Genomic DNA, 22773 nt, shown 5'->3' on the forward strand with positions numbered 1-22773 from the left:
ATCTGCTTCAGGCGGATCGCCGCCGACAGGCCCGCGGGTCCCGCCCCGACGATCACCACGTCGAATTCCATCGATTCGCGTTCGATCGTGCTCATCCTTCCTCCTTAGTGTCGAGCGCATCGCGGAACGTCTCGATCAGCTTCTGCTTGAGGATCTTGCCGTTGGGCGAGGTCGGCAACGCCGTTGTCACGATGATGCGCGAGGGCCGCTTGTAGGGCGAGAGACGCTCGGCCACGTGCTCGCGCAGGTCGGCTTCGCTGACCACGGCGGGATCGTCGGCCTGGCAGAAGGCCAAGACCTCCTCGTTTCCCCCCTCGACCTTGCGGCCGATCACGGCGGTCTGGACCACGCGGGGATGGTCGTTCAGCGCGGCCTCGACCTCGGGCGGATAAACGTTGAAACCGCCGCGGATGATCAGCTCGCGCGCGCGCCCTGCGATATGCAGGTTGCCGTCCTCGTCGATGCGGCCCAGATCGCCGGTGCAAAGGAAGCCGTCCGCGTCGAAGGCAGCGGCCGTGGCCTCGGGGTTGCGGAAATAGCCGAGCATGACATGCGGGCCTCGGGTCTGGATCTCGCCCACGCCATCGGGGCCCACGTCGCGCAGGCGCAACTCGACGCCGGGCAGGGCCGGGCCAACGCTCACATCGGGCACACCAGGCGGGTTGGTGGTCAGGGTAACGCCCGCTGTCGTCTCGGTCAGGCCATAGCCGTTCTGCAGTGCCACGCCATAGAAGGCCTCGGCCCGCCGCTTCCAGTCGGGATCAAGCGGCGCGGCCCCAGACGACACATAGCGCAGCCGTCCCGGCGGCAGGCGGGTGCCGCCCGCCTCCTCCATGATCAGGGCGTGCATTTGCGGGACCGCGGGCAGGACGCTGACGCCCGCCTGCAAGGCCTCGACCACGGCCGGGGCCGAGAAGCGCGGGAACAGCCACAGCTCGGCCCCCGCGACGGTGCTGGCGATCATCATCGAGGTCAGGCCGAAGACATGCGTCATCGGAAGCACGCCCAGAATCAGGTCGTTGGGCGTGATCTCGCGCATCCGGGCCGAGGTCTGGCCGCCGAACAGCAGATTGGCGTGGCTGAGCATCACTCCCTTGGGTGTGCCGGTCGAGCCGGTCGTGTAAAGGATCACGGCCGTCTGCTCGGGACCTGCCGCCACAGGCTCGGGCGTCGCGGAAGGGCGCGGCCCGGCGATCGCCAGACTGCCCAACGGCGTGTCCCAGCCAGCCGCCTCGGCGATCTCGGCGTGGGTGCGCGCCTGGGGCGAGACATGGGTCAGGTAAACCGTCAGCCGCGGGTCGGCATGGTCCGCGATGCGGTGCAGCTCGTGCTCGGTCATACGGGCATTGACGGGCACGGCCACCGCATCGAGCCGCGACGCCGCCATGATCAGCCCTACCAGCGCGGCACAGTTTTCCGCTAGGATCAGCAGGCGGTCGCCCGGCCGCAGGTCCCGCGCTTTCAGTTCGGCGGCCAGCACATCCACCGCGGCGGACAGTTCACCATAGGTAAAGGTTCTGCCGTCGTGATCACGCAGCGCTGGCGCTTGCGGGCGGGTGCTGAGCTGGGTGTCGAGCGGATCGTGGATGCGGGTCATGGTCATCGGCGGGTTTCCTCCTTCTCGGCGCCGGAACTGCCGCGGCCAAAGTCCGGCGCGGTTCGGTTCAGGCGGGCTTTCAGGCCCGCGGCGGCCTCGGGGCCGGCCAGCGCCTCGGTCATGGCCTCGGCCTCGCGGTCGAGCTGAGCGTCGAAATCGCCGTCGCGGGCTGAGGCCAGAAGCCGCTTTATCGCGCCCTGGGCTGCGGCGGGACCTTGCGCGAACCGCGCCGCCAAATCGGCAGCGCGGGCGAGCGCTTTTCCGGGCGCCACGAGGTCTGTCACAACGCCCATCCCGGCGAGGGTGGTGGCGGAGACTGGATCGCCTGTCAGGCACATCCGGGCCGCGAAGCCCGCCGGCACCCTGCGCGCCAGCGAAGCAGTCAGTCCGCCGTCCGGCACCAGCCCGACACGGACATAGGCGGCGGCGAAGCTCGCGTCCTCCGCCGCTACGAGCAGGTCGCAGGCAAGCGCGATCGACAGCCCTGCCCCGGCCGCGCCGCCTTCGATGGCGGCGATGACGAGGCGCGGGCAAGCGCGGATCGCGCGGATGGTGGCGTGCAGGTCCTCGATCAACGCGCGCCGTTCATCCCGGCTCATCGCGGCGCGGGTCGCCAGCGCGTTCAGGTCGCCGCCCGCGCAGAAATATCCCTCCGCCCCGGTTAGTACCACGGCGCCCAAGCGATCCTCGGCCGCCGTCTGCTCCAGCGCCTCGCGCAGGCTGACATACATGGAGGGCACCAGCGCATTGCGGCGGCCGGGGTTCGACAGCGTCACCCGCAAGTGGTCGCCGTGATCCTCGACACGAGCCTCGGCTTGCGCGGGTGTCATGGGGTGTTCTCGGGGCTGCTCTTGGTCCCAGTGGGAACGCGCTTGAAGACCCCGCTCGCCGTCGCGATCAGGGTGCCGTCGTCATGGACCAGATCGGCCGCGACGAAGAGCAGGCTGCGCCCGCCCCCGACCACGCGGCCCGTTGCGGTGACGCCGCCTTTCCTAGAGGGTCCGACGAAGTCGATGTTGAGCGAGACCGTGAGGAACGGCTGGCGGCCGCTGTCGTCCACGGTCAGGCTGGCCGTGGCGCCGGCGGCGCTGTCCAGCAGCATTCCCGCGATCCCGCCATGCAGCACGCCGTGGCGATTCGTGTGGCGTTCGTTCAGGACCAGCCGGCAGCGGGCGCGCCGGTCGGGTTGGCCCACGTCCAGCGTGTAGCCGACCATGCGCTGCGCGCCGGTTTCGTCCTCGATGATGGCCCCGCCGCTCATGCGGCGCTGACCGCGATGAAGCGTTCCAGGTGATGGTCGCTGTCGCCGAAACGGGCGTCGGCGGCCAGCAGGCGGCGGGCCAGGGGCGCGAGCTCGTATTCCTCGGTCATCCCGATGCCGCCGTGAAGCTGGATCGTTTCCTCGGCCACGTAAAGTGCGACCCGGCCCACGAGCGACTTGGTGGCCGCGACATGGCGGTCACGGTCAGGAGCGTCGAGGTTTCCGGCGAGGTTCCAGACAGCCGAGCGCGCCTGCTCGACCTCGGTCAGCAGGTCGGCCATGCGGTGCTGGACCGCCTGGAAGGACCCGATCGGGCGGCCGAACTGCTTGCGGGTCTTGAGGTAGTCGGTCGTCAGCTCGACCGCCTTTTCCATCACCCCCAGGGCGTCGGCGCAGACAGCGAGGATCGCGGCGGCGAGCGGTTGTTCCAGCAGCGATACGTCCCCGATCCGGCGGGCGGCGGTATCCTTCAGCGTGACCTCGGCCGCGCGGCCGCCGTCCATCAGGGCATAGCCGCGCATGGCCAGCCCCTCGGCTCCGGTCTCGACCAGCCACAGCCCGTCTGTAGCCCGCACGATCAGGTGGGTCGCGTCCTCGGCCCCCGGCACGACCGACTTCTCGCCGGTCAGCCGGTCGCCCTCGGCGCGGGTCGCCACGGTGCCGTCATAGCGCTGGCCGGGTTCGTCCAGCGCGACCGCGATGCGGGCGGCGCCGCTGGCGGCGGCCTCGGCCAGGTCGGCCTCGCCCGCATCGGCCAGGATGCCCGCGCCAAGCACCACGCTGTCCAGCAGCGGCGTGACCGCGCCTGCCCGGCCGAGCGTGCGGAAGACCATCAGGATGTCCGCGCCGCTGCCGCCGAAGCCGCCGGCTTCCTCGGTCATCAGCGCGGCCCCCGCGCCCAGATCGAAAAGAGCGGAATCATCCGCACCCCGTTCCAGCGTGCGCGCCAGGCTTTCGCCCAGCATGGTCTGTTCCTCGGTGAAGCCGAAATCCATGACGCGGTTCCCCTCAAAGCCCCAGCAGGGATTTTGCGATGATCCCCCGCTGGATTTCGTTCGAGCCGCCATAGATCGACAGCTTGCGGTTGTTCAGATAAGCGCGGGTCGCCCCTGCCGCCTCGGCTGGGCCGGGGGGGGCATCGTCATTCGCGCCCTCCAGCGCCTCGGAGGGGAAGGCCAGCGCCCAGGGGCCGACCGCGCGGCGGGTCAGGTCGTTGATCGCCTGCCGGATCTGGGTTCCCTTCAGCTTCAGCATCGAGCTTTCCGCCCCCGGCACCTGACCCGCAGCCGCCTGCGCCAGCATCCGCAGGTTGGTGGTGGACATCGCCATCAGGTCGATCTCGACCTCGGCCAAGCGGGCGGCGAACAGCGGATTCTCGATCAGCGGCCTGCCGTTCGCGACCTGGGCCCGCGCGATCCGTTTCAGCGCGGCAAGGCCCGCCGTGGCAAAGCCCACGCCCGCGATATTGGTGCGCTCATGCGTCAGCAGATACTTGGCGTAGGTCCAGCCCTTGTTCTCCTCGCCCACGAGGTTCGCGACGGGCACGCGCACGTCGTCGAAGAAGACCTCGTTCACCTCGGGCGTGCCCTCCAGAAGGACGATGGGTCGCACGGTGATGCCGGGGGCGGTCATGTCGATCAGGAGGAAGCTGATCCCCTCCTGCGCCTTGACGGTGGAATTGGTCCGCACCAGGCAGAAGATCCAGTTGGCATGCTGGCCAAGCGTGGTCCAGGTCTTCTGCCCGTTGACGATGTAATGGTCGCCGTCGCGCACCGCCGTCGTCTTGAGCGAGGCGAGGTCCGACCCCGCGCCGGGTTCCGAGTAACCCTGGCACCACCAGTCCTGCCCGTTCAGGATGCGCGGCAGGTAGTGCTCCTGCTGTTCCTTCGACCCGAACTTCTGCAGCACCGGTCCCAGCATGGCGATGCCGAAGGGCAGGATGCGCGGCGCATGGGCCAGCGCGCTTTCCTCCTCAAAGATGTGGCGCTGGATCGCGGTCCAGCCGGCGCCGCCGAACTCAACCGGCCAGTTGCCGGCAAGCCATCCCTTCTCGTTCAGGACGCCGTGCCATTCCTCGATCTCGTCCTTGGTCAGCTCCTGATGAAGCCGGACCTTTTCGGACAGCCGCGCGGGCAGCCGGTCCCGAAGGAACTGGCGGACCTCTGCGCGGAAGGCCTGGTCCTCGGGCGAAAAGCTCATGTCCATGGCGGTTTTCCCCTCAGAAGATCTCGATCAGGCCGGCAGCGCCCTGGCCACCGCCGATGCACATGGTGACGACGCCCCATTTCGCGCCGCGTCTGCGTCCTTCCAGCAGGATGTGACCCGCCGTCCGCGCGCCGGTCATGCCGAAGGGATGGCCGATCGCGATCGACCCGCCGTTGACGTTGAACTTGTCGGGATCGATCCCCAGCCGGTCGCGGCAATAAAGCGCCTGACTGGCAAAGGCCTCGTTCAGTTCCCACAAATCGATGTCATCAACCGACAGGCCCGCCCGCTCCAGAAGGCGAGGCACGGCAAAAACCGGGCCGATGCCCATCTCGTCGGGTTCGCATCCGGCGATCGCAAAGCCGCGGAAGGCGCCAAGCGGCGCCACGCCCTCGCGCGCGGCAAGCTCGCCGTCCATGACCACCAGTGCCGCAGCGCCGTCGGATAGTTGCGAGGCGTTGCCGGCGGTCACGAACTTGTCCTCGCCCTTGACGGGTTTCAGCGAGGCCAGCCCATCCAGCGTGGTGGACGGGCGGTTGCATTCGTCATGGTCGAAGGTGACGTCCTCGTGCTGGACCTCGCCCGTGGCTTTTTCGATGACAGCACGCGTGACCTCGATCGGGATGATCTCGTCCGCGAACAGCCCCGCCTGCTGCGCGATGGCAATGCGCTGCTGCGAGCGCAGGGCATATTCGTCCTGAGCCTCGCGGCTGACGCCATAGCGGGCGGCGACGTTGTCAGCGGTGTCGATCATCGGCAGATACAGGTCGGGCTTGTGCTCCTCGATCCAGGCCTCGCGCGAATGGCGGGGCGGGGGCTGGACCAGGCTGATCGATTCGACGCCCCCCGCCAGCACGGCGCGCGCGCCTTCCTGCTGGATCATGTGCGCGCCCATCGCCAGGGCTTGCAGGCCCGAAGCGCAGAAGCGGTTGACTGTGGTTCCGGCGATGCTGACAGGAAAGCCCGCGCGGACAACGATCTGGCGGGCGATGTTGCCGCCGGTGACATATTCGGGATAGCCGCAGCCCCAGATGCTGTCCTCGACCAGCGCGGGGTCTATGCCCGCGCGTTCCACCGCGACGGCGGCGACGCGGCCCCCCATGGTCGCACCGTGGGTTAGGTTCAGGCTGCCCCGGCCGGCCTTGCCGATGCCTGTGCGGGCGGTCGAGACGATGACAGCGTCCTTCATTTCATGTCCTTTCCGGTGTTCACGTCGGCCAGTTTCCCGCCTTCGGCAGCAAGGCGCGCCAACAGGGGAGAAATCTGCCAGAAATAGGGGTCTTCCTGGGCGAAGCGGGCGATGTTGGCCGTAATACGGTCCAGCCCCTGCGCGTCGGCCCAATGCATCGGGCCGCCCTTCCAGCGCGGGAAGCCATAGCCATGCAGCAGCACGACATCGATGTCCGAGGCCCGTGCGGCGATACCTTCGTCGAGGATCTGAGCGCCTTCATTCACCATTGCCGCCATGTAGCGAGACTGGATCTCCTCGGGCGTGAAGCTGCGCGGGGTAATCCCTAGCTCGCGGCGGATGCCGTCCAGCATCTCTGCAATCTCGGGGTCGGGGCGGCCCTGCGGGGACTGGTCGTCATAGATGTAATAGCCGCGCCCGGTCTTGCGGCCTAGACGTCCCGCCTCGACCAGCCGGTCGGCGAAGACCGGCACCCGCTCACGCGGGTCGCGGGTCGCCGCCTTCCGCTGCCGGGTGGCATAGCCGATGTCCAGCCCGGCAAGGTCGCCCACCTGATAGGGACCCATCGGGAAGCCGAAGCCGACAATCGCTTGATCGACGTCGTAAGGCGAGGCGCCGTCCAGCACCATGTGGTCGGCCGCCGTGCGATAGGCCAATAGCATCCGGTTGCCGATGAAGCCGTCGCAAACGCCCGAGCGCACGCCGATCTTGCCCATCCGCTTGGCCAGCGCAAAGGCGGTCGCCACCACGTCCGGGGCAGTGCAGTCCGCCACGACAATCTCCAGCAGCCGCATCACGTTGGCGGGCGAGAAGAAATGCAGCCCAATCACGTCCTGTGGGCGTAAGGTCGCTTGGGCGATCAGGTTCACGTCGAGATAGGACGTGTTCGTCGCCAGCACCGCGCCGGAGCGGCAGATGCTGTCGAGGGTCCGAAACACCTCGCGCTTGACGTCGAGATCCTCAAACACTGCCTCGATCACCAGATCGACCTCGGCCAGCGCGTCATAGGCAGCGGCGGCGCGGAACGCCTGCGAAAGCATCCCGTCGCGCGTGTCGGGGGCAAGCTTGCCACGCTTGACGGCACCCTCCAGCATCTTGGCGATGCCTGCGGCCGCTTTGTCCGCGGAAGGTTGGTCACGTTCGACCAGCGTCACGTCCAGCCCTGCCGTCAGCGCGGCGGTCGCAATGCCTTGCCCCATGGTGCCGCCGCCGATGATGCCGACGCGGTCCAGCTTGCGCGGGCTGACGCCGGTCAGGTCGCCCTGCTGCGCGGCCCGGCGCTCAGCGAAGAAGGCGTGGATCAGCGCCGCGCGTTCGGGCGTTTGCATCAGGTCCATGAAGGCGCGGCGCTCATGCGCCACGCCCCCGGCAAAGGGCATCGCGAGCCCCTCGACGATGGTGTCGAGCGCGCGCATCGGTGCCACCTGCCCGCGGGCGGACTTCATGACCTTCCGGCGCCACTCCTCCACCATCGCCGCGTCAGCCGCCGGAGCCTCGGCTTCACCCAGGCGGCGAGGCCCGGCCCCCTGGTTCAGCAGCCGCCGCGCCTCGGCCTCGCCTGCGGCGCGGGAGTCGGTCCCTTCGGCCACGGCGTCGATCAGCCCCAGCCGCCGCGCCTCGCCCGCGTCGATCTGGCGCCCCGAGGTAATGAGATCGATAGCCGCCTCGGTTCCCACGGCGCGCGGCAGCCGCTGCGTACCCCCCGCGCCGGGCAAGAGGCCCAAGGTCACCTCAGGCAGGCCCATCCGGGTGCCCGGCACCGCGACCCGGTAATGCGCACCCAAGGCGACCTCCAGCCCACCGCCCAGCACCGTGCCGTGCAGCGCCGCGACCACGGGCTTTTCCGATGCCTCGATGGCGGCGATCACGTCGGGCAGGCTCGGGGGCACCGAAGGCTTGCCGAATTCAGAGATGTCGGCCCCGGCGATGAAGGTGCGGCCGGCGCAGGACAGCACGGCGATCCGGGCGTCGGGATCATCTGCCAGGCGGACGACGGCCTGGGCCAGTCCCTGCCGCACCGCCGCGGACAAGGCGTTGACTGGCGGGTTGTCAATCTCGATGAAGGCGATGTCGCCCTCGCGGCGATAGCTGACGGGGGTCTGTCCAGCCATGCTCAGGCCTCCATGCGGACCAGGCCGGGGGCCTGTCCCGTCAAACGTTCTAAAGTACGGACCGCGGCGGCGAGTCGGGGCCCGACGTCGGTTTCCATGCGCTTGATCGGAGCCTCGGCGGGCAGCGCGCCGCAGGTGAAAACCACCGGCTCTGCAAGGTTGCTGCTGCGGAACGGCACAGAAACCGCATTGTAGGCGGCCGACATCCCGCTACCGGCAGGGGTTGAGACGAAGCCCTGCAGCGCCATGTCGGCAAGCGCCTGCGGCCTGCCGACTAGCAGCGCGTCCAGCGACTCCGGGTCTGGCAGGTGCTCGGCGGCGATCCGTTCGATCTCGGCCGGCGTGGCCGCAGCGATGAAGGCGCGCCAGGACGAGAAGGGCTGCAGCGGAATGCGCTGCCCGACCTCGAGCCAGATCGAGGCCACCCGGGTCGGTCGCCAGGTGCGGATCAGGACCATCTTGTCGCCGTCGCGCACCGCCAGCACCACCAAGGTTCCGCTTTCCTCGGCCAGCCGCTGCATCAGGTCATGCGCGGGAACAAGAAAGGACAACGAGGTTGCCGCCACATGGCCGACTGCGACCAGCGTCGGCCCTGGCCGGAAGCGGTCGTCACGGGGCGACTGGACCAGATAGCCCAGTTCCCCAAGGGTAAAGGTCAGGCGCGACACCGTCGATTTCGGCAAACCGGTGCGCTGCGCGATTTCGGCGTTGCTCAAGCCCTCGTCGGTAACGCGGAAGGCGCGCAGGACCGACAGCCCCCTGGCTAGGGTCGTCGCGAAGCGGGGATCGTTCTGTTCGGTCATCGCCTGCCTCATAAGCCGTTCGGGATGAGGGTCGAGATTGTCGGCACGAGGATCAGGATGCCCAGCACCACGATGTCCATGGCCAGGAAGCGCATCACGCCGGCGAAGATCTGGTCGACAGTGATGCCGCGCCCGGTCACGTTGCCGATGACGAAGACGTTCAGTCCCACGGGCGGGGTGATCAGCCCGATTTCCAGCAGCTTGACCACGATGACGCCGAACCAGATCAGGTCCATGCCCATGCTGTCCACCATCGGGATGACGAAGGGCAGGGTCAGCACGATGATGCCCACGGGGTCGAGGAACATGCCGAGGAAAAGATAGAGCGCCGAGATCGCCACCATCAGCATAATCGGCGACAGCCCCGCCCCGGCCACCCACTGCGACACCATGCCCGCGGCCCCGGTCAATGCGACGAAGGACACGAAGATCTTGGCACAGGCTGCAATCAGGAAGATGGCCGAGGTCTGGATCAGGCTGTCGCGGATGGCGGTCCACATCGAGCGCAGCGTCAGCGAGCGTTCGAGGAAGCCGATCAGGATGGTCAGCACGACGCTGATTGCCGCCGCTTCGGTCGCGGTGAAGAGACCGCCATAGATGCCGCCGATGATGACGGTGAATAGCACCAGGGCAGGCCACGCCGACAACGCTGCCCTGAGGCGGTCACCCTTGGCCACCGGTCTCGGATCGACCGGGGCGGCGCTGGGGTCGCGCGATGTCCACCAGACCACGACGATGACGTAGCCCAGAAGCGTCAGCAGTCCCGGCAGAATGCCGGCCAGGAACAGCTTGCTGATCGAAGTCTCGGTGAAGATGCCGTAGAGGATGAACAGCACCGACGGCGGGATCAGCGACCCCAGCGTGCCGCCGGCAGCGACAGAGGCCGTCGCCAGGCGCGGGTTGTAGCCTAGGCGCAGCATCTCGGGCACACAGATGCGCCCCATGGTCGAGGCGCAGGCAATGGATGACCCCGAGATGGCCGAGAACCCGGCGCAGCCCATCAGCGAGGCAACGCTGACCCCGCCTGGCACGCCGCGCAGCCAGACGTTGGCCGCGTCATAGATGCGGGTGGTGATGCCGGTGTGATAGGCGATGTTGCCAAGCGCCACGAACAGCGGGATCATCGACAGGTCGTAGGAATGGATCAGCTCGAAGAAGCTGTTCACGACCATCGACGAGGTCGGGTTGATGGCGCGTTCCGGCGTGAAGCTGCCGCTGCGGAAGGCATAGATCAGGAAGGTGCCCACGGTGGCCACGCCGGCCAGCACGAAGGCGATCGGCACGCGCAGCGCCAGAAGGACGATGACCAGCCCGAAGGCGACAAGTCCGATGGTGGATGCATCCATCTCAGACGGACTCCTCTTCGGTGTGGCTTTGGATGGTGACGGTGCCGGTGCGCTGCAGCTCGGCGAGGTCCTCGAGCGCCACCAGGACGAGGCGGATCGTCATCATCACGAGGCCCAGAAGGAAGACCAGCTTCATCGGCCAGCGCGGGATGCCCAGAAGCCCGTCGTAGAACTCGCCCGAAGACCACGAACCCGACAGGTTGCGCCAGCTGGCATAGATCAGCGGCAGCATCGCCAGGAGCGCCACGAACCAGCCGAAGACGATCAGCCTGCCCCGGGCGCGGGGCGACATGCGGTCGGTGACGAAGGTCACGGCGATATGGGCCCGGTTGGCCGTCGCCGCCGCCAACGGAAGGATGATAGTCGGGATCATCAGCTCGCGAACGATGATGACAATGTCGGGCACGCTCCAGCCGAAGAGCTGGCGGCCCGCCACGTTGGCAGTGATCGCCAGCGCCAGCGCCAGGGTCGAGACGACCGCGAATTCGAGCATGACGCGCTCAATGGCCTTCATGGCCGCACCTCCGGATTTGATCGCGCTGTGGTCCGGGCCGATATGGGCGCGAACCGGGGGACGATGTGCCGGGCAGGCCTGTCCGGATGGATGCGGCCTGCCCGTCAGGCCTGAGTCAGGTCCAGAGGATCGGACCTTGGCTCAGTTGGCCTTGGCCGCCCAGGGATAACCCTGCTCATCACGCTGTTGGGCGAATTCCGCGATTAGTGCGGTGTATCGATCGACGAGCGCCTGGCCGTCCAAGCCCGCTCCGTCAGCGCGCTGGATCCACTCGTCGATGTATTTCTTTCCAGCCTCGGCCAGCCGCGCGCGGTCCTGGTCAGAGATCTTCAGGACAGGGGTACCCTTCTCCTCGAGAATCTTGACCGAACGCTCGTTGGCATCGGTCAGGATGCGCCCGAACTCGTCCGCCAGCCCCTCGCCCGCCGTCATCAGGCCCTGCTGCTGCTCAGGCGTCAGCGCGTCGAAGCTGTCCTTGTTCATCATGATGCCCAAGGCGCCGATCTGGCCGAAGTCGAGTTCGGTATAGCTGTCGAAAACTTCGTCGAACTTCAGCGCCTCGACCAGATAGGGATAGGTTTGGGTGCAGTCGATCAGTCCGGTATCCAGCCCCTGAAAGGCCTCGTAGACCGACATGTCGACCGGCGTTGCCCCGAGATCGTGGAACACCTTGCCATAGGCACCGACCCCGCGGATCTTCAGGCCTTTGACATCATCGAGGGACTCGATGGTCTTGCCCTTGCAGCCGACCTGCACGGCCGAGGTGGTGTACGTGCCGATATAGACCAGGTTTTGATTGGCCAGGTTCTCCCTGATCTGCTCGTTCTCGCGCATCAGCTTGTCGGTAGCCTTCATGCCCACCCAGGGATCGGGGTTCGGGATCGGCAGGTCGGCCAGGCCATAGGCGATCATGTCCTGCGGGAAATAGACCCCGATAACCGAGCCCATGTCAGCCACGCCGTCACGGATCGATTCGACCGCCGCCTTTTCGGAAAACAGCGCGCCGCCCCAGTTCACGTCGATGGTGACTTCGCCCTTGGTCTGTTCGGCAACCTTATCAACGAACCATTGGGTCGCTTCGGCGCGCACGCCGCGGTTGGGTCCGGCTTCGCCGTAGATCAGCGTCGCGGCCATCGCCGCGGACGACGCCGAGCAGAGCAGCCCGACGGTCAGGAAACTTGTCCTCAGAAAACGCATAGTGATTCTCCTCCCGTTTCAATAGATGGCACACTGTCCCAGATAATGGAACACTCTTGCACCGCCTCAAGCGAATTTGCGAGAGTGGCGGTGAGGATTCGCAGAGAGGAAGAAGATGCGTGTTCACCCGGGCGAGGGAGGGCTTCGTCTTCATTTCCGGCCACGATGTCTGTCTCTGCTCCGGCCGGCTGCGAACGCCTGCTGTCTGATGCCCGTCTGAATGCAGGCTTTTCCCATGCCCGAGCGCTCTGTCCGCATGCTGGTCGCACAGGGCTGCATCATCGTCGTCGTCCTGGCGTCCTTTGCCGGCATCTTCATCCACTCTGCCGCCATCGGCCTGACCGCCGGCGCGGCGCTGGCGGTCTTTCTTGTCCTGTGCTGGCGGCAGTTCACCATCGCCACGTGGTTGACCGTCAGCCTTTGCGTCCTGCTGCTGGCCGCGGCGATGCTGCGCGGCATCGACATCGAGACGCTGTCCCGGGGGCTTGAGCGGATGGCCTTCCTGGCGGCGCTGCTGGCGCTTCTGGGTGCGTTGCGGGTGGTCGCCTCAGAGGCGCCCGAGGTCGTCCGCGCCGGGCGCTATCTCACGACGCGCCCACCCGGCCGGCGCTATCTGGCGATGAACTTCGGCGGCCATGTCTTCGGCGTCCTCATCAATCTCGGCGGCATCGCGCTGCTGCTGGACATGACGCGGCGGTCGCTGGAGGAGACGAGCGCCCATCTGCCCCCGGACCTGCGGGAATGGAGGCTGCGCCGCATCACGACGGCCGTGCTGCGGGGCTTTGCGCTGGCCCCGCTCTGGTCGCCCATCGGGCTTGGGCTGAACGCCCTGCTGCTGGCAATGCCCGGGCTGGAATACGCCGACATCGGGCCTGCGGGGTTGCTGGCGGCGGCGTTGTTCCTGGCTTGGGGCTGGTTTCTGGACTGGGCGGGGGCGCCGCGCATCCCGCTGACGTCGCGGGCAGCCCCTCGACCGGATGCCGCCGACCGGGGGGGGGTTGCGCTGCTGGTGATGCATGTGGCGCTGCTGGCTGGGCTGGTCTTCGGGCTGCACGCGGCCACCGGGCTGCAGTTCCAGCAGGCGCTGCTGATCGCCGTGCCGGGCTACAGCCTGGCTTGGGCGGCGCGGATCGGGCGCGGCGGTCCGGGCCGCGCGGGTGCCGCGATGCGCCGCGCCACCGCCGGGACGATCCGGCGCTTTCCCTTGGCCGCCGCCGAGATCGGCGTCTTCGCCTCGGCGGGGCTTCTGTCGGTGCTGGCGCTGGAACTGCTGCCGATCGACCGGGTGCAGTCGCTGGTCGCCGCGCTGATCGAGACGCCTTGGCAGATGGTCGTCCTGCTGAACTTGTCCATGTTCGCGCTAGCCACGGCAGGGGTGAACCCGATCATTACAGCATCCGTCTTAGGCAGCCTAGTGACACAACTCGACGTGCCGGGGCTGAGCGATCCGGCCGCGGCACTGTGCCTCGCGGGAACCTGGAGTTGTGTCATGGGCTTCACACCGCTGATGACCACGGTCGTCTATGCAGGTGCTTTGGTCGGACGGCCTGCGGCGGTCGTGGGCTTCCGCTGGAATGGGTTCTACTGCCTGTCAGGGCTGGCCCTGTGGACGATCGGGATGGCGCTGCTCGTGCAATCGGGCCTGATGTGAGGCTCGCCCCCCCTTTTCTTCTGCCACTTGGACAACGGCGCGATGGATGCTGGCGACCGAGGGCCGCGGATCGAGAAGGGCCAGACCCTCGATCAGTTCGACCATCTCCTTCGGGAAGATGCGCGTCCCGGCTTCCGGCCGGATCGGACGTGCAGGGCCTGCCGGCCCATCCGCCCGGTCGCGGGCCGGCCAGCGGCGCGCGGTCCGCATCGGGAGGCCCGACCCGGCTGCCACCCTTGATGGTGGAGGTCCGGGCGCCGCAGGGCCATGCGGCGGGCGGCGTCCGCCCTGTCCTGCCCCATCCTCCGGTCCCTCCGTCATGATGGTCTTCCCGTCCGCAAGGGGATCCTTGAGGGTGACTTCACCGAGGCAGGCGCCTTGGAACCGCGAACGTGCCAACATGAGCCGGGCTGCGGGTCGTTTGCTCAGCCATGGCATTGGCGCACCGCGCCCAGCAAGTCGTTGAGCATGACAACAGGTGACCTGGATCATCGTGCACACGATCATAGGGGCTGGAGCCATCAAGGGAACAATCGTGCTGCGCCCCCAGTTGTGCATAGAGGTGGACGAGCAGACGGGAGCCAGGACCAGATTGACCTTCAACCTGCTCCCGCTTTCCGATGAAGACTGCCGCGGTCCCGGTCGCACATGCTGACATGCGGCCGGACAACTGCAGGATCGTGCTGGCTGGACCAGGAGAGCCCGCCGATCTCACAAACCTGCACAGGCTTTGGAGCAGAGAAGGCGAGCAGTTCTGCAGTTTCGAGGCCATGCAGCACTGGAGCCATGAAGACGTGCCGATGTAATCCGGACTTGTCTTCAGCCCATGTCACCCTGACATCTGCCGAACGCGAGACTGCACGGCGCTCGCCACTGCTCGCCAGTCTTTCCGAGTCCTCGGAAACCAGGCTGCTGGAAGGCGCGCGGGCGCAGAGCGCCCAGGCGGGTCAGATCATCATCCAGCAGGACGAGCCCGCCGAAGCGCTGTTCATCGTGCTGGAGGGCTGGGTCAAGCTCTATCGCATGGCCCCGAGCGGCACGGAGGCGGTGGTCGCCATCCTGTGCGATGGCCAGAGCTTCGGTGAGACGTCGGCCCTGTGTCAGCAATCCTATCTTACGTCTGCCGCGGCGATCAGCCCCGCGCGGCTGCTGCGGCTGGATGCTGGCCATGTGCGCCGTCTGCTGCACTCCGAACCAGTGCTTGCGACGTCGATGCTGACCCCAGCCTTCGTGCATCTTGAGCAACTCGTCATCCATATCGAGGAACTGAAGGCGCGCACGGGTGTGCAGCGGGTGGCGGAGTTTCTGTTGACCCTCGAGGCCAGAGCCGAAGGCGAATGCGCGGAGGCTGTGGCTCTGCCCTACAGCAAGGCGCTGATCGCCGGGCAGCTGGGGATGAAACCCGAAACCCTGTCGCGGGCCTTCGCCCGGCTGCGCGAGCATGGCGTGCAAACAGATGCCACAGGTGTCCGTATCGAGAATGCCGACCGTCTGCGCGATCTGGTGGCCGAGGAGGTGGCGTGAGACAGCATGGCATCCGCCCGCCTGCTGGCCGACCGCGACGATCAGCCCCACCCGCAATCCGCGGTCATCCAGCTAGACAGGGTCAGCTTCATTGACAGGGATTGCGATGGACGAGGTCACGATCAGCGCTGACGGATTTACCGTCGAGGCCCATGTTCTTGGCGCAGCATTCGGGCTTGAGCCCGCAAGCATAAGCGAGCGCCTGAGAACAGGGCAGATCACCAGCCAGTGCGAAACCGGTGTCGATGAGGACGCGGGTCGCTGGAGACTGACCTTCTTTCACGGCGGCAGGGCGCTGAGGCTGATCGTGGACGCAGAAGGCACCATTCTGTCCCGCGCGACCTTTCCCGCGCATCTGCCGCAGCCCGAAACCGACGGAATGCCTGACCGACAGGGCTGACGTGACTGGCGCAAGAAAGCCCGCCAAGCACCGGCGAACGAACTTGCCCGGACCAGTGCCGTGCGCAGCCCGTTCGCGGCGGTTGTACGCTGGCTGGGAGCCTCTCCAGACTGACACCACCGTGGGAAGACGGATCCGTGTTTCCCGAGAGCGGGTTTTAGGTTCTCAACGGAACGCTCAGCTTTTCCCATCCCATGCGGCCGCGACCGGAGGCCCGAGCCGCAGCAAATCGACGGCACGAGCGGCGATCTGGGTGACGATGTCGTCAACCGAATTGGGCCGCAGGTAGAAGGCTGGGACCGGCGGCAGGATTACCGCGCCCATTTCCGTCGCTGCCGTCATGTTGCGCAGATGCGCCAGCGTCAGCGGTGCCTCGCGCGCCAGCAGGACCAGGGGGCGGCGCTCCTTCAGCTGCACCCCGGCCGCGCGGGTCAGCAGGTTGTCGTCGAGCCCATGGGCGATGGCGGCCAGGCTGCGCATCGAACAGGGCGCCACGATCATCCCCGCCACGGGATGCGAGCCCGAGGCGACGGTCGCGCCCATGTCGCGGATGTCGTGGCGGCGGGCGGCTATGGCTTCCAGCTCACCCACCGCGTCCGGGCCGACCTCGGTGTCCAGCGTGCGCTCGGCCATGGGCGACAGCACGAGGTCGATCCGCGCGCCGAGGCGGGCGAGATGCCGCGCGCAGGCCAGCGCCAGCGCCGCGCCGGAAGCGCCCGAGACGCCCAGCACGACCCTCATCTTGCAAGACCCCGGCGGGCCAGAAGCTCCGCCGCGCGTTCGACATGGATGGGGTCCAGCGCCATGACCTGCCCCCAGTCACGCGAGGTCTCGGTCCCGATCTTTGTCGTGGCATCGATACCGATCTTGCCCGCCAAGCCTTCCAGCGGCGAGGCGAAGTCGAGGTAATCCATGGGCGTGCGGTCCAGGATCATCACGTCGCGGCCGGGGTCCATGCGGGTGGACAGCGCCCAGGCCACGTCGTCCCAGTTCCGCGCGTCGATGTCGTCGTCCACAACGACCAGCATCTTGGTATAGCTGAACTGCGGCAGCATCCCCCACAGCGCCATCATCACCCGCCGCGCCTGACCCGGATAGCGCTTGTCGATGGAAATCACCGCGATGCGGTAGGAACAGGCGGCGGGCGGCAGCCAGAGGTCGCGGACCTCGGGGATCTGGGCACGGATGACCGGCAGGGCGAGGTCGTTGAAGACCTCGCCGATCACCGAAGGCTCGTCGGGCGGGCGGCCGGTGACAGTGGAGAGATACAGGGGATCGCGCCGATGAGTCACGGCGCTGACGCGCATGACGGGAAAGGGCTCGACGGCGTTGTAATAACCGGTGTGGTCGCCGAAGGGGCCTTCGGGCGCGGTCTCGCCGGGATGGACCCAGCCTTCGATCACCATCTCGGCCTGCGCGGGGATCAGCAGCGGGACGGTGCGGGCGGGCACCAGTTCCGACCGCGCGCCGCGCAGGACGCCCGAGAAGGTCAGTTCGGACACGGTCTCCGGCAAGGGCAGGGCGGCAGCCAGCAGCGTGGCGGGGTCGGCGCCGAGGACCACGGCGACGGGCATCGGCTCACCGGCCCGCGCCCAAGACCGGGCATGGGCGGCGCCGCCGCGATGAGCAAGCCAGCGCAGGATCAGCCGGTCCGGCCCGATCACCTGCGCCCGGTAGACGCCAAGGTTGTAGCGCACCACCTGCGCGGGTTCACTGCCATGCGGGCGCGTCACGACCACCGGCCATGTCACCAGCGGCCCCGCGTCTCCGGGCCAAGGCACCTGGACGGGCAGGGCGGAAAGGTCCGGGGCGGCTTCCACCTGCTGGACCGGGGCACGGGACAGGACGCGCGGGCGGGTCGACAGCGCCGCCCGCAGCATGGGCCAGCGGGACAGGGCATCGCGCATCCCCTCGACCGGCGCAGGGCTGCGCAGGGCGGCGAGGAAGGCGCCGAAGCCCGGCACCTGGTCCGGCGTCAGCCCCAGGCCGGCAGCGACCCGCTCCCGCTTGGCAAAGAGGTTGGTCACGACCGGGATGGCGGACCGCGTCCCGCCATCCAGCACCGGCGCCTCGAAGCGCAGGACCGGCCCGCCTGCGCGAAGAGATGCCAGCTGCACCGCCGTCATCTCGTGGCGGACGGGAACGGGGTCGGGAATGCGGGCAAGCTCTCCGCGGCTTTCGGTCCAGTCGAGAAAGGCGCGCAGGTCGGGAAAGACGGGAAGGGTTCGCAAGGCAGGCTCCGCAGGGGTCAGGGCCGCAGCTAGCAGCGGAAAGGCCGGGGCGACTTGGCTTGGGTCAAGTCGGGAGCAGGGACGCCGCGTTAGGGGTCTGGCCAGAAAGGTGCACCGATGACCGAAACCGACCTGCCACATTGCCCGCGCCTCCTCGCGCGTGCCCTGCAGCCGCTTCCGCCCCTACCGCTGGGACTGGCGCTGACCGCCCTGTCCCGCCGCCTGTCGGCGCGGCACTCCGGAATGCTGCGCCGCCTGGGAGAATACGCTGACCGCGCGGTGCTTATCGACCCGACCGACCTGCCTTTCGTTCTCCGGATGGAGCCAGCTGCCGGTCCGCGCATCACCGCCCACCGCCGGGGTCGCGCGCCGCAGGCCGCTGCCCGCATCGCCGGGCCTCTGTCCGCCCTGACGGGGATGCTGCACGGACGCTATGACGGGGACGCCCTGTTCTTCTCGCGCGATCTGGTGATCGAGGGGGACACTTCGGTCGTGCTGGCGCTGCGCAATGCGCTGGACGATGCCGAACTGGACCTGGCCGAGGAACTGGCCGCCTTGGCCGGTCCCCTCGGCCCGCTGGTCCGGCGCGGGGTGACGCTCGCGGAACGGGCCAGCGGCCTGAGCCTGCACCGCGAAGACCTGACGAACGGAGCCTTCTGATGATGGAACTCGTCTGCCCGGCGGGCACCCCCGCCGCCCTCCGCGCCGCCGTCGAGGCCGGCGCCCACGCCATCTACTGCGGCTTTGCCGACGAAACGAACGCGCGGAACTTCCCCGGCCTCAACTTCTCGCGCGAGGAGATGGCAGACGCCGTGGCCCATGCCCATGCGCGCGGCGCCAAGGTGCTGGTTGCCATCAACACCTTTCCCCGCGCGGGCGGGGAAGCCATGTGGCACCGCGCCGTGGCGGATGCGGAAACCGCCGGAGCAGACGCGGTGATCCTCGCCGATCCGGGGCTGCTGGCCCATGCCGCCGAACACCACCCGAAGCTGCGGCTGCACCTGTCGGTGCAGGCGGCCGCCGCCAATCCCGACGCGATCAACTTCTACGCCGAGGCATTCGGCGTCCGCCGCGTGGTCCTGCCGCGCGTCCTGACCGTTGCCGAGATCACCGCCATCAACCGCGAGATCGACGTGGAAACCGAGGTCTTCGTCTTCGGCGGCCTTTGCGTCATGGCCGAGGGGCGCTGCTCGCTTTCCTCCTATGCCACCGGCCGCTCGCCCAACATGAACGGCGTCTGCTCGCCTGCAAGCCATGTCGTCTATTCCGAGGAACCCGATGGTCTGCGCGCCGCGCTGGGGGGCTTCACCATCCACCGCACGCCGCCGGGCCGACCCGCGCCCTACCCGACGCTCTGCAAGGGCTGCTTCACCTCGGGCGAGCAGACCGGCCATGTCTTCGAGGACCCGGTCAGCCTGGATGCCACGCAGCTGATCCCGGCGCTTGCCCGCGCAGGCGTCAGCGCGCTCAAGATCGAAGGACGACAGCGCTCGCGCGCCTATGTGGCCGAGGTTGTCCGCGCCTTCCGCGCCGCCGTCGAGGCGGAGGCGGCGGGCCTGCCCCTGCCGGTCAGCCTTCTGGCGCGCCTGACCGAGGGTCAGGCCGCCACAACTGGCGCCTATGCCAAGACCTGGAGGTGAGATCATGGACCTGACCATCGGACCCAACCAGTTCTTCTGGCCTGCCGAGACGGTGCGCGGCTTCTACCGCGACCTCGCCCTCACCCCCGCTGCCCGCGTCGTTCTGGGGGAACTCGTCTGCTCCAAGCGCCTGCCCTTCTGGGAGGGGGAGATCCCCGGCGCCATCGAGGCCCTGCAGGCGGCCGGCAAGGAGGTCGCGCTGACCACGCTGGCGCTGATCACGCTCAGGCGCGAGCGCAAGCTGACCGCCGACCTGATGGACCTCGGCCTACCCGTCGAGGTCAACGACCTGACCGCCCTGCGCCACTTGACCGACGACCAGCCCTTCTGGGTCGGGCCGCTGGTCAACGTCTATAACGAAGGCACCCTGCGCTGGCTGGCGCAGCGCGGGGCGGTTCGGGTCTGCCTGCCGCCCGAACTGCCGCTGGAGTCCGTAGCGACCTTGGCCCGGACGGGAGCGAACCTCGGCGTCGCGGTCGAGGTCTGGGGCCACGGCCGCCTGCCGCTGGCGCTGTCGGGGCGCTGCTATCATGCGCGGCTGCACGACCGGGCCAAGGATTCCTGCCAGTTCGTCTGCGAGGAGGACCCCGACGGGCGTGACGTGGAGACCCTGGACGGCCAGCCCTTCCTGGCCGTGAACGGCATCCAGACGCTCAGCCAGTCAACCGCCACCGCCGCCCATCAGGTCGAGGCGCTGCACGAAGCCGGCGTCAGCGCCCTGCGCCTTTCCCCGCAGAGCCGGGGCTTTGCCGAGACCGTGGCGCTGTATCATCAGCGGCTGACCGGAGGAATTGCTGGGAACAGGCTGGCCGAATCGTTGCGCCCCTGGGTTCCGGGTGGGGCGCTTTCCGATGGATTCCTGACGGGTCCCGCTGGTGCTGCATGGTCAGGGGCTTAAGGGATGGAAAATCCATCGGATGTCATCCTTGGAAATGTCGTGGATTGATCAGGGCGCTGCTCGCCGATCAGTCCAGGCTGGTGTCCCCTAGGCAGGAGAAGGAAACAGGCGCAAGGTCCCATAACCAGATCCGCACTATGCGCCTCAATGCGCTGTTCCTGCTGCCGGGATCCAGCCGCTCTCGGCCGGCAAACTGTTCGAGGCGTCAGGGACGGAAGAAAGTCATTTGGGCTGAATGTGAGAATTCTGAGCAGTCGGAGGCGGGTGGAACGCCTCTCCTGCCGTTCTGCCCATCTCCCTGTGCATTCCTGCAAGGCCTCCTTGCTGCTTTCGCCAATCCCTGTGCGGCTTCCCACAGGTTAACTTCCAGCCTGCAGGCATGATCCGATGCCGGAGAAACCAGGAGACAAGACCATGCAATTCGGAAAACCCATGACGGCCCTCGCCCTGACCCTCGCGCTTGCGCTGGGGGCACCCGCGATGGCCGCCGAGAACCATGACCATGGGGGGCATGAGGCCACGGTTGCGGCGCTGGTTCTCGACGAGGGGGCGAAATGGCGCGGCGATCAGAACATGATCGACGGCATGACCGCGATCCGCACCGTCATGGCCGCCAATCTGGATGCGATTCACGCCAATGCCGTGACCCCTGCTCAGTCCAAGGGATTGGCTGCCGATGTGGGCAGGCAGCTCGACTTCATGATCGAGAACTGTGACCTGGAGCCCGCGGCCGACGAGCAGTTCCATCTGGTGCTGGCGCAGGTCATGGACGGCGCCTCGGCGCTGGAAGCAGGCGACGTTGAAACCGGCGCCGTCGCCATCGTTCAGGCGCTGAACGCCTATGGCGCGCATTTCGAGCATCCCGGCTGGGAGCCGCTGGGTCACTGATCGGAGGCCGGCGTGGCGAAGCCGACGCGGCGAAGATCATGCAACCGGCCGGGGGTCATCAGCCTTCGGCCGCCGCTGTCCCGCCCGTACCCCGGCGTGGCGCGCGGCCTTCCAGAAGGTCGGCCTCGGCCGCCAGCGCCCCGGTGATGAAATCCAGGAACGCCCGGATGCGGGCGGTCTGGCGCAGGTCCTCGTGGGTCAGGAGCCAGAGGTCGAGCCCGAAGTCCTCGGGGAAGGGCGCGAGGCGGATCAGATCGGCCTCGCGGTCGGCAATGGCGCAAGGCAGTGCGGCAAGGCCCATGCCCGCTTTCGCCGCAGCCACCGCCGCGGTGATCGAGTTGGTCCGGCAGACCTGCCGCATTCCCGGCCACCAACGGGCCAGGTTGCGGCTGAGCGGCCCGTGCGACGAGCCATAGCCCACCCAGTCGCCCCGTTCCGGGTCGCCTGCCTCTCGCGCCAGCAGTTCGGCCGAGGCATAGACGGCGAAGGCCAGCCGCCCGACCCGTCGCCCGACCAGCGTGTCCTGCACCGGGTTGCCGACCCGCAGCGCCACATCCGCCTCGCGCCGCGCAAGGTCCAGCACGCTGTCGGAAACCAGCAGCTCAAGCTCGATCCGCGGCCATTCCGCCCGGAAGGCGGCAAGATGGGGCGGCAGCACGCCGACCGCGAGCATGTCCGTGGCGGTGATGCGGATGGTGCCGCTGGGGCGCTGGTCCTGCCCGGTCACCTTGAGCGCCATCGCCGCGATCTCCTCCTCGATCCGGGCGACGGTATCGCGCATCTCCTCGCCCGGCGCGGTCAGGACATAGCCATTGGGCAGGCGGTCGAAGAGCCGCACACCCAGCCGTTCCTCGAAGGCGGTGATGCGGCGGAAGACGGTGGAATGGTTGATGCCGAGCGCCCGTGCCGCGCCCGACAGCGTGCCCGCCCGCGCCACCGCCAGAAACAGGCGCAGGTCGTTCCAGTCTTGGCTTTGTGCATCCATGCAAAGATCCCTTGCAGGCTTCGCCAATGTTGTGCGGATCACGACAGCATACCTTCACGGGGCAAGCAATGGCGCCGTCCCGCGCCCTCAATGAAAGAAAACACCAATGACCAGGACCATCCTGCGCAGCGACGAGTTCTCCTGTCCCTCCTGCGTGACGAAGATCGAGAAGGCGCTGGCCGCGACTCCTGGCGTGACAAGCGCCGCGGTGCATTTCAACACCGGCCGGATCGAGGTCGAACATGACCCCGCAACCGCACCGGTGGATGTGCTGATCGGTGCCGTGCGCCAAGCGGGCTACCAGGCCCGGCCCTCGGCCTTCTGAGTTCTTTC

At 67.9% G+C, this 22773-nt stretch carries 23 protein-coding genes; 8 read left to right on the plus strand and 15 right to left on the minus strand.

The annotated features are described in order from the left end of the window. The 12 genes from BLQ03_RS18045 to BLQ03_RS15030 all read right to left on the minus strand — a co-directional run. Positions 1-95 (minus strand): FAD-binding protein (locus BLQ03_RS18045; protein WP_139166762.1); only part of this gene is annotated, 95 nt, incomplete at its 3' end. Further along, positions 92-1597 carry a class I adenylate-forming enzyme family protein gene (locus BLQ03_RS14980; protein WP_090757171.1) on the minus strand — a complete coding sequence of 502 codons (1506 nt, stop codon included), beginning with the start codon at positions 1595-1597 and terminating at the stop codon, positions 92-94. The genes BLQ03_RS18045 and BLQ03_RS14980, both read right to left, overlap by 4 nt. Positions 1598-1599: 2 nt before the next feature. Beyond that, positions 1600-2427, minus strand: coding sequence for an oxepin-CoA hydrolase, alternative type (locus tag BLQ03_RS14985; protein WP_090757139.1), 828 nt, complete (start codon positions 2425-2427; stop codon positions 1600-1602). Further along, positions 2424-2858: a PaaI family thioesterase gene (locus BLQ03_RS14990; protein ID WP_090757140.1), complete on the minus strand. Its 435-nt coding sequence runs from the start codon at positions 2856-2858 to the stop codon at positions 2424-2426. Before BLQ03_RS14990 ends, BLQ03_RS14985 begins: the two co-directional genes overlap by 4 nt. Then, the gene (locus tag BLQ03_RS14995) at positions 2855-3853 is read right to left on the minus strand and encodes an acyl-CoA dehydrogenase family protein (RefSeq protein WP_090757141.1); all 999 of its coding nucleotides are present in this window, start codon (positions 3851-3853) and stop codon (positions 2855-2857) included. Before BLQ03_RS14995 ends, BLQ03_RS14990 begins: the two co-directional genes overlap by 4 nt. 13 nt (positions 3854-3866) lie before the next feature. Then, the gene (locus BLQ03_RS15000; RefSeq protein WP_090757142.1) at positions 3867-5063 is read right to left on the minus strand and encodes an acyl-CoA dehydrogenase family protein; all 1197 of its coding nucleotides are present in this window, start codon (positions 5061-5063) and stop codon (positions 3867-3869) included. A gap of 13 nt (positions 5064-5076) precedes the next feature. Beyond that, on the minus strand, positions 5077-6252 hold the full coding sequence (locus BLQ03_RS15005; RefSeq protein WP_090757143.1) for an acetyl-CoA C-acyltransferase: 1176 nt from the start codon (positions 6250-6252) through the stop codon (positions 5077-5079). Further along, complete coding sequence (locus BLQ03_RS15010) at positions 6249-8363, minus strand: 3-hydroxyacyl-CoA dehydrogenase NAD-binding domain-containing protein (RefSeq protein ID WP_090757144.1); 2115 nt, start codon at positions 8361-8363, stop codon at positions 6249-6251. Before BLQ03_RS15010 ends, BLQ03_RS15005 begins: the two co-directional genes overlap by 4 nt. 2 nt (positions 8364-8365) lie before the next feature. Continuing rightward, a complete protein-coding gene (locus BLQ03_RS15015) occupies positions 8366-9166 on the minus strand; it encodes an IclR family transcriptional regulator (RefSeq protein WP_090757145.1) in 801 nt (266 codons plus the stop codon). 8 nt (positions 9167-9174) lie between these two features. Further along, positions 9175-10512 carry a TRAP transporter large permease gene (locus tag BLQ03_RS15020; RefSeq protein WP_090757146.1) on the minus strand — a complete coding sequence of 446 codons (1338 nt, stop codon included), beginning with the start codon at positions 10510-10512 and terminating at the stop codon, positions 9175-9177. A gap of 1 nt (position 10513) precedes the next feature. Continuing rightward, the gene (locus BLQ03_RS15025) at positions 10514-11026 is read right to left on the minus strand and encodes a TRAP transporter small permease (protein WP_090757147.1); all 513 of its coding nucleotides are present in this window, start codon (positions 11024-11026) and stop codon (positions 10514-10516) included. Between the two features lie 141 nt (positions 11027-11167). Then, complete coding sequence (locus BLQ03_RS15030) at positions 11168-12223, minus strand: C4-dicarboxylate TRAP transporter substrate-binding protein (RefSeq protein WP_090757148.1); 1056 nt, start codon at positions 12221-12223, stop codon at positions 11168-11170. Positions 12224-12458: 235 nt separating this feature from the next. Here BLQ03_RS15030 and BLQ03_RS15035 point away from each other — a divergent pair, with 235 nt between their 5' ends. The 3 genes from BLQ03_RS15035 to BLQ03_RS15045 all read left to right on the plus strand — a co-directional run bounded on the left by BLQ03_RS15035 (position 12459) and on the right by BLQ03_RS15045 (position 15798). Continuing rightward, positions 12459-13874, plus strand: coding sequence for a hypothetical protein (locus BLQ03_RS15035; protein WP_090757149.1), 1416 nt, complete (start codon positions 12459-12461; stop codon positions 13872-13874). Between the two features lie 786 nt (positions 13875-14660). Next, positions 14661-15398 (plus strand): Crp/Fnr family transcriptional regulator, encoded by a 738-nt coding sequence (locus BLQ03_RS15040; protein WP_175558899.1) that lies wholly within the window; start codon positions 14661-14663, stop codon positions 15396-15398. A gap of 106 nt (positions 15399-15504) precedes the next feature. Further along, positions 15505-15798 (plus strand): DUF6522 family protein, encoded by a 294-nt coding sequence (locus BLQ03_RS15045; RefSeq protein ID WP_090757151.1) that lies wholly within the window; start codon positions 15505-15507, stop codon positions 15796-15798. A 177-nt stretch (positions 15799-15975) separates the two neighbouring features. Here BLQ03_RS15045 and BLQ03_RS15050 read toward each other — a convergent pair whose 3' ends face one another. Beyond that, positions 15976-16539, minus strand: coding sequence for a UbiX family flavin prenyltransferase (locus BLQ03_RS15050; RefSeq protein ID WP_090757152.1), 564 nt, complete (start codon positions 16537-16539; stop codon positions 15976-15978). Further along, a complete protein-coding gene (locus BLQ03_RS15055) occupies positions 16536-18029 on the minus strand; it encodes a UbiD family decarboxylase (RefSeq protein WP_090757153.1) in 1494 nt (497 codons plus the stop codon). The genes BLQ03_RS15050 and BLQ03_RS15055 overlap by 4 nt, the downstream gene beginning before the upstream one ends. 117 nt (positions 18030-18146) lie before the next feature. Between BLQ03_RS15055 and ubiT the strand changes: the two genes are divergently transcribed. The 4 genes from ubiT to BLQ03_RS15075 all read left to right on the plus strand — a co-directional run bounded on the left by ubiT (position 18147) and on the right by BLQ03_RS15075 (position 21455). Further along, positions 18147-18689: a ubiquinone anaerobic biosynthesis accessory factor UbiT gene (ubiT, locus tag BLQ03_RS15060; RefSeq protein WP_090757154.1), complete on the plus strand. Its 543-nt coding sequence runs from the start codon at positions 18147-18149 to the stop codon at positions 18687-18689. Positions 18690-18691: 2 nt separating this feature from the next. Then, positions 18692-19669: a ubiquinone anaerobic biosynthesis protein UbiU gene (gene ubiU, locus BLQ03_RS15065; RefSeq protein ID WP_090757172.1), complete on the plus strand. Its 978-nt coding sequence runs from the start codon at positions 18692-18694 to the stop codon at positions 19667-19669. A 4-nt stretch (positions 19670-19673) separates the two neighbouring features. Further along, entirely contained in the window at positions 19674-20567 is an 894-nt protein-coding gene (ubiV, locus tag BLQ03_RS15070) for a ubiquinone anaerobic biosynthesis protein UbiV (RefSeq protein WP_090757155.1), read from the plus strand. Between the two features lie 414 nt (positions 20568-20981). Next, entirely contained in the window at positions 20982-21455 is a 474-nt protein-coding gene (locus BLQ03_RS15075) for a hypothetical protein (RefSeq protein ID WP_090757156.1), read from the plus strand. 58 nt (positions 21456-21513) lie between these two features. On the opposite strand, the gene BLQ03_RS15080 is transcribed toward BLQ03_RS15075, so the two are convergent. Next, positions 21514-22440, minus strand: coding sequence for a LysR family transcriptional regulator (locus tag BLQ03_RS15080; protein ID WP_090757157.1), 927 nt, complete (start codon positions 22438-22440; stop codon positions 21514-21516). Positions 22441-22546: 106 nt separating this feature from the next. On the opposite strand from BLQ03_RS15080, the gene BLQ03_RS15085 reads away from it, so the two are divergent. Continuing rightward, positions 22547-22765, plus strand: a complete 219-nt coding sequence (locus BLQ03_RS15085) for a heavy-metal-associated domain-containing protein (protein ID WP_090757158.1) — start codon at positions 22547-22549, stop codon at positions 22763-22765. Positions 22766-22773: the final 8 nt, after the last annotated feature.

Source organism: Paracoccus chinensis, assembly GCF_900102885.1.
Lineage (GTDB): Bacteria > Pseudomonadota > Alphaproteobacteria > Rhodobacterales > Rhodobacteraceae > Paracoccus > Paracoccus chinensis.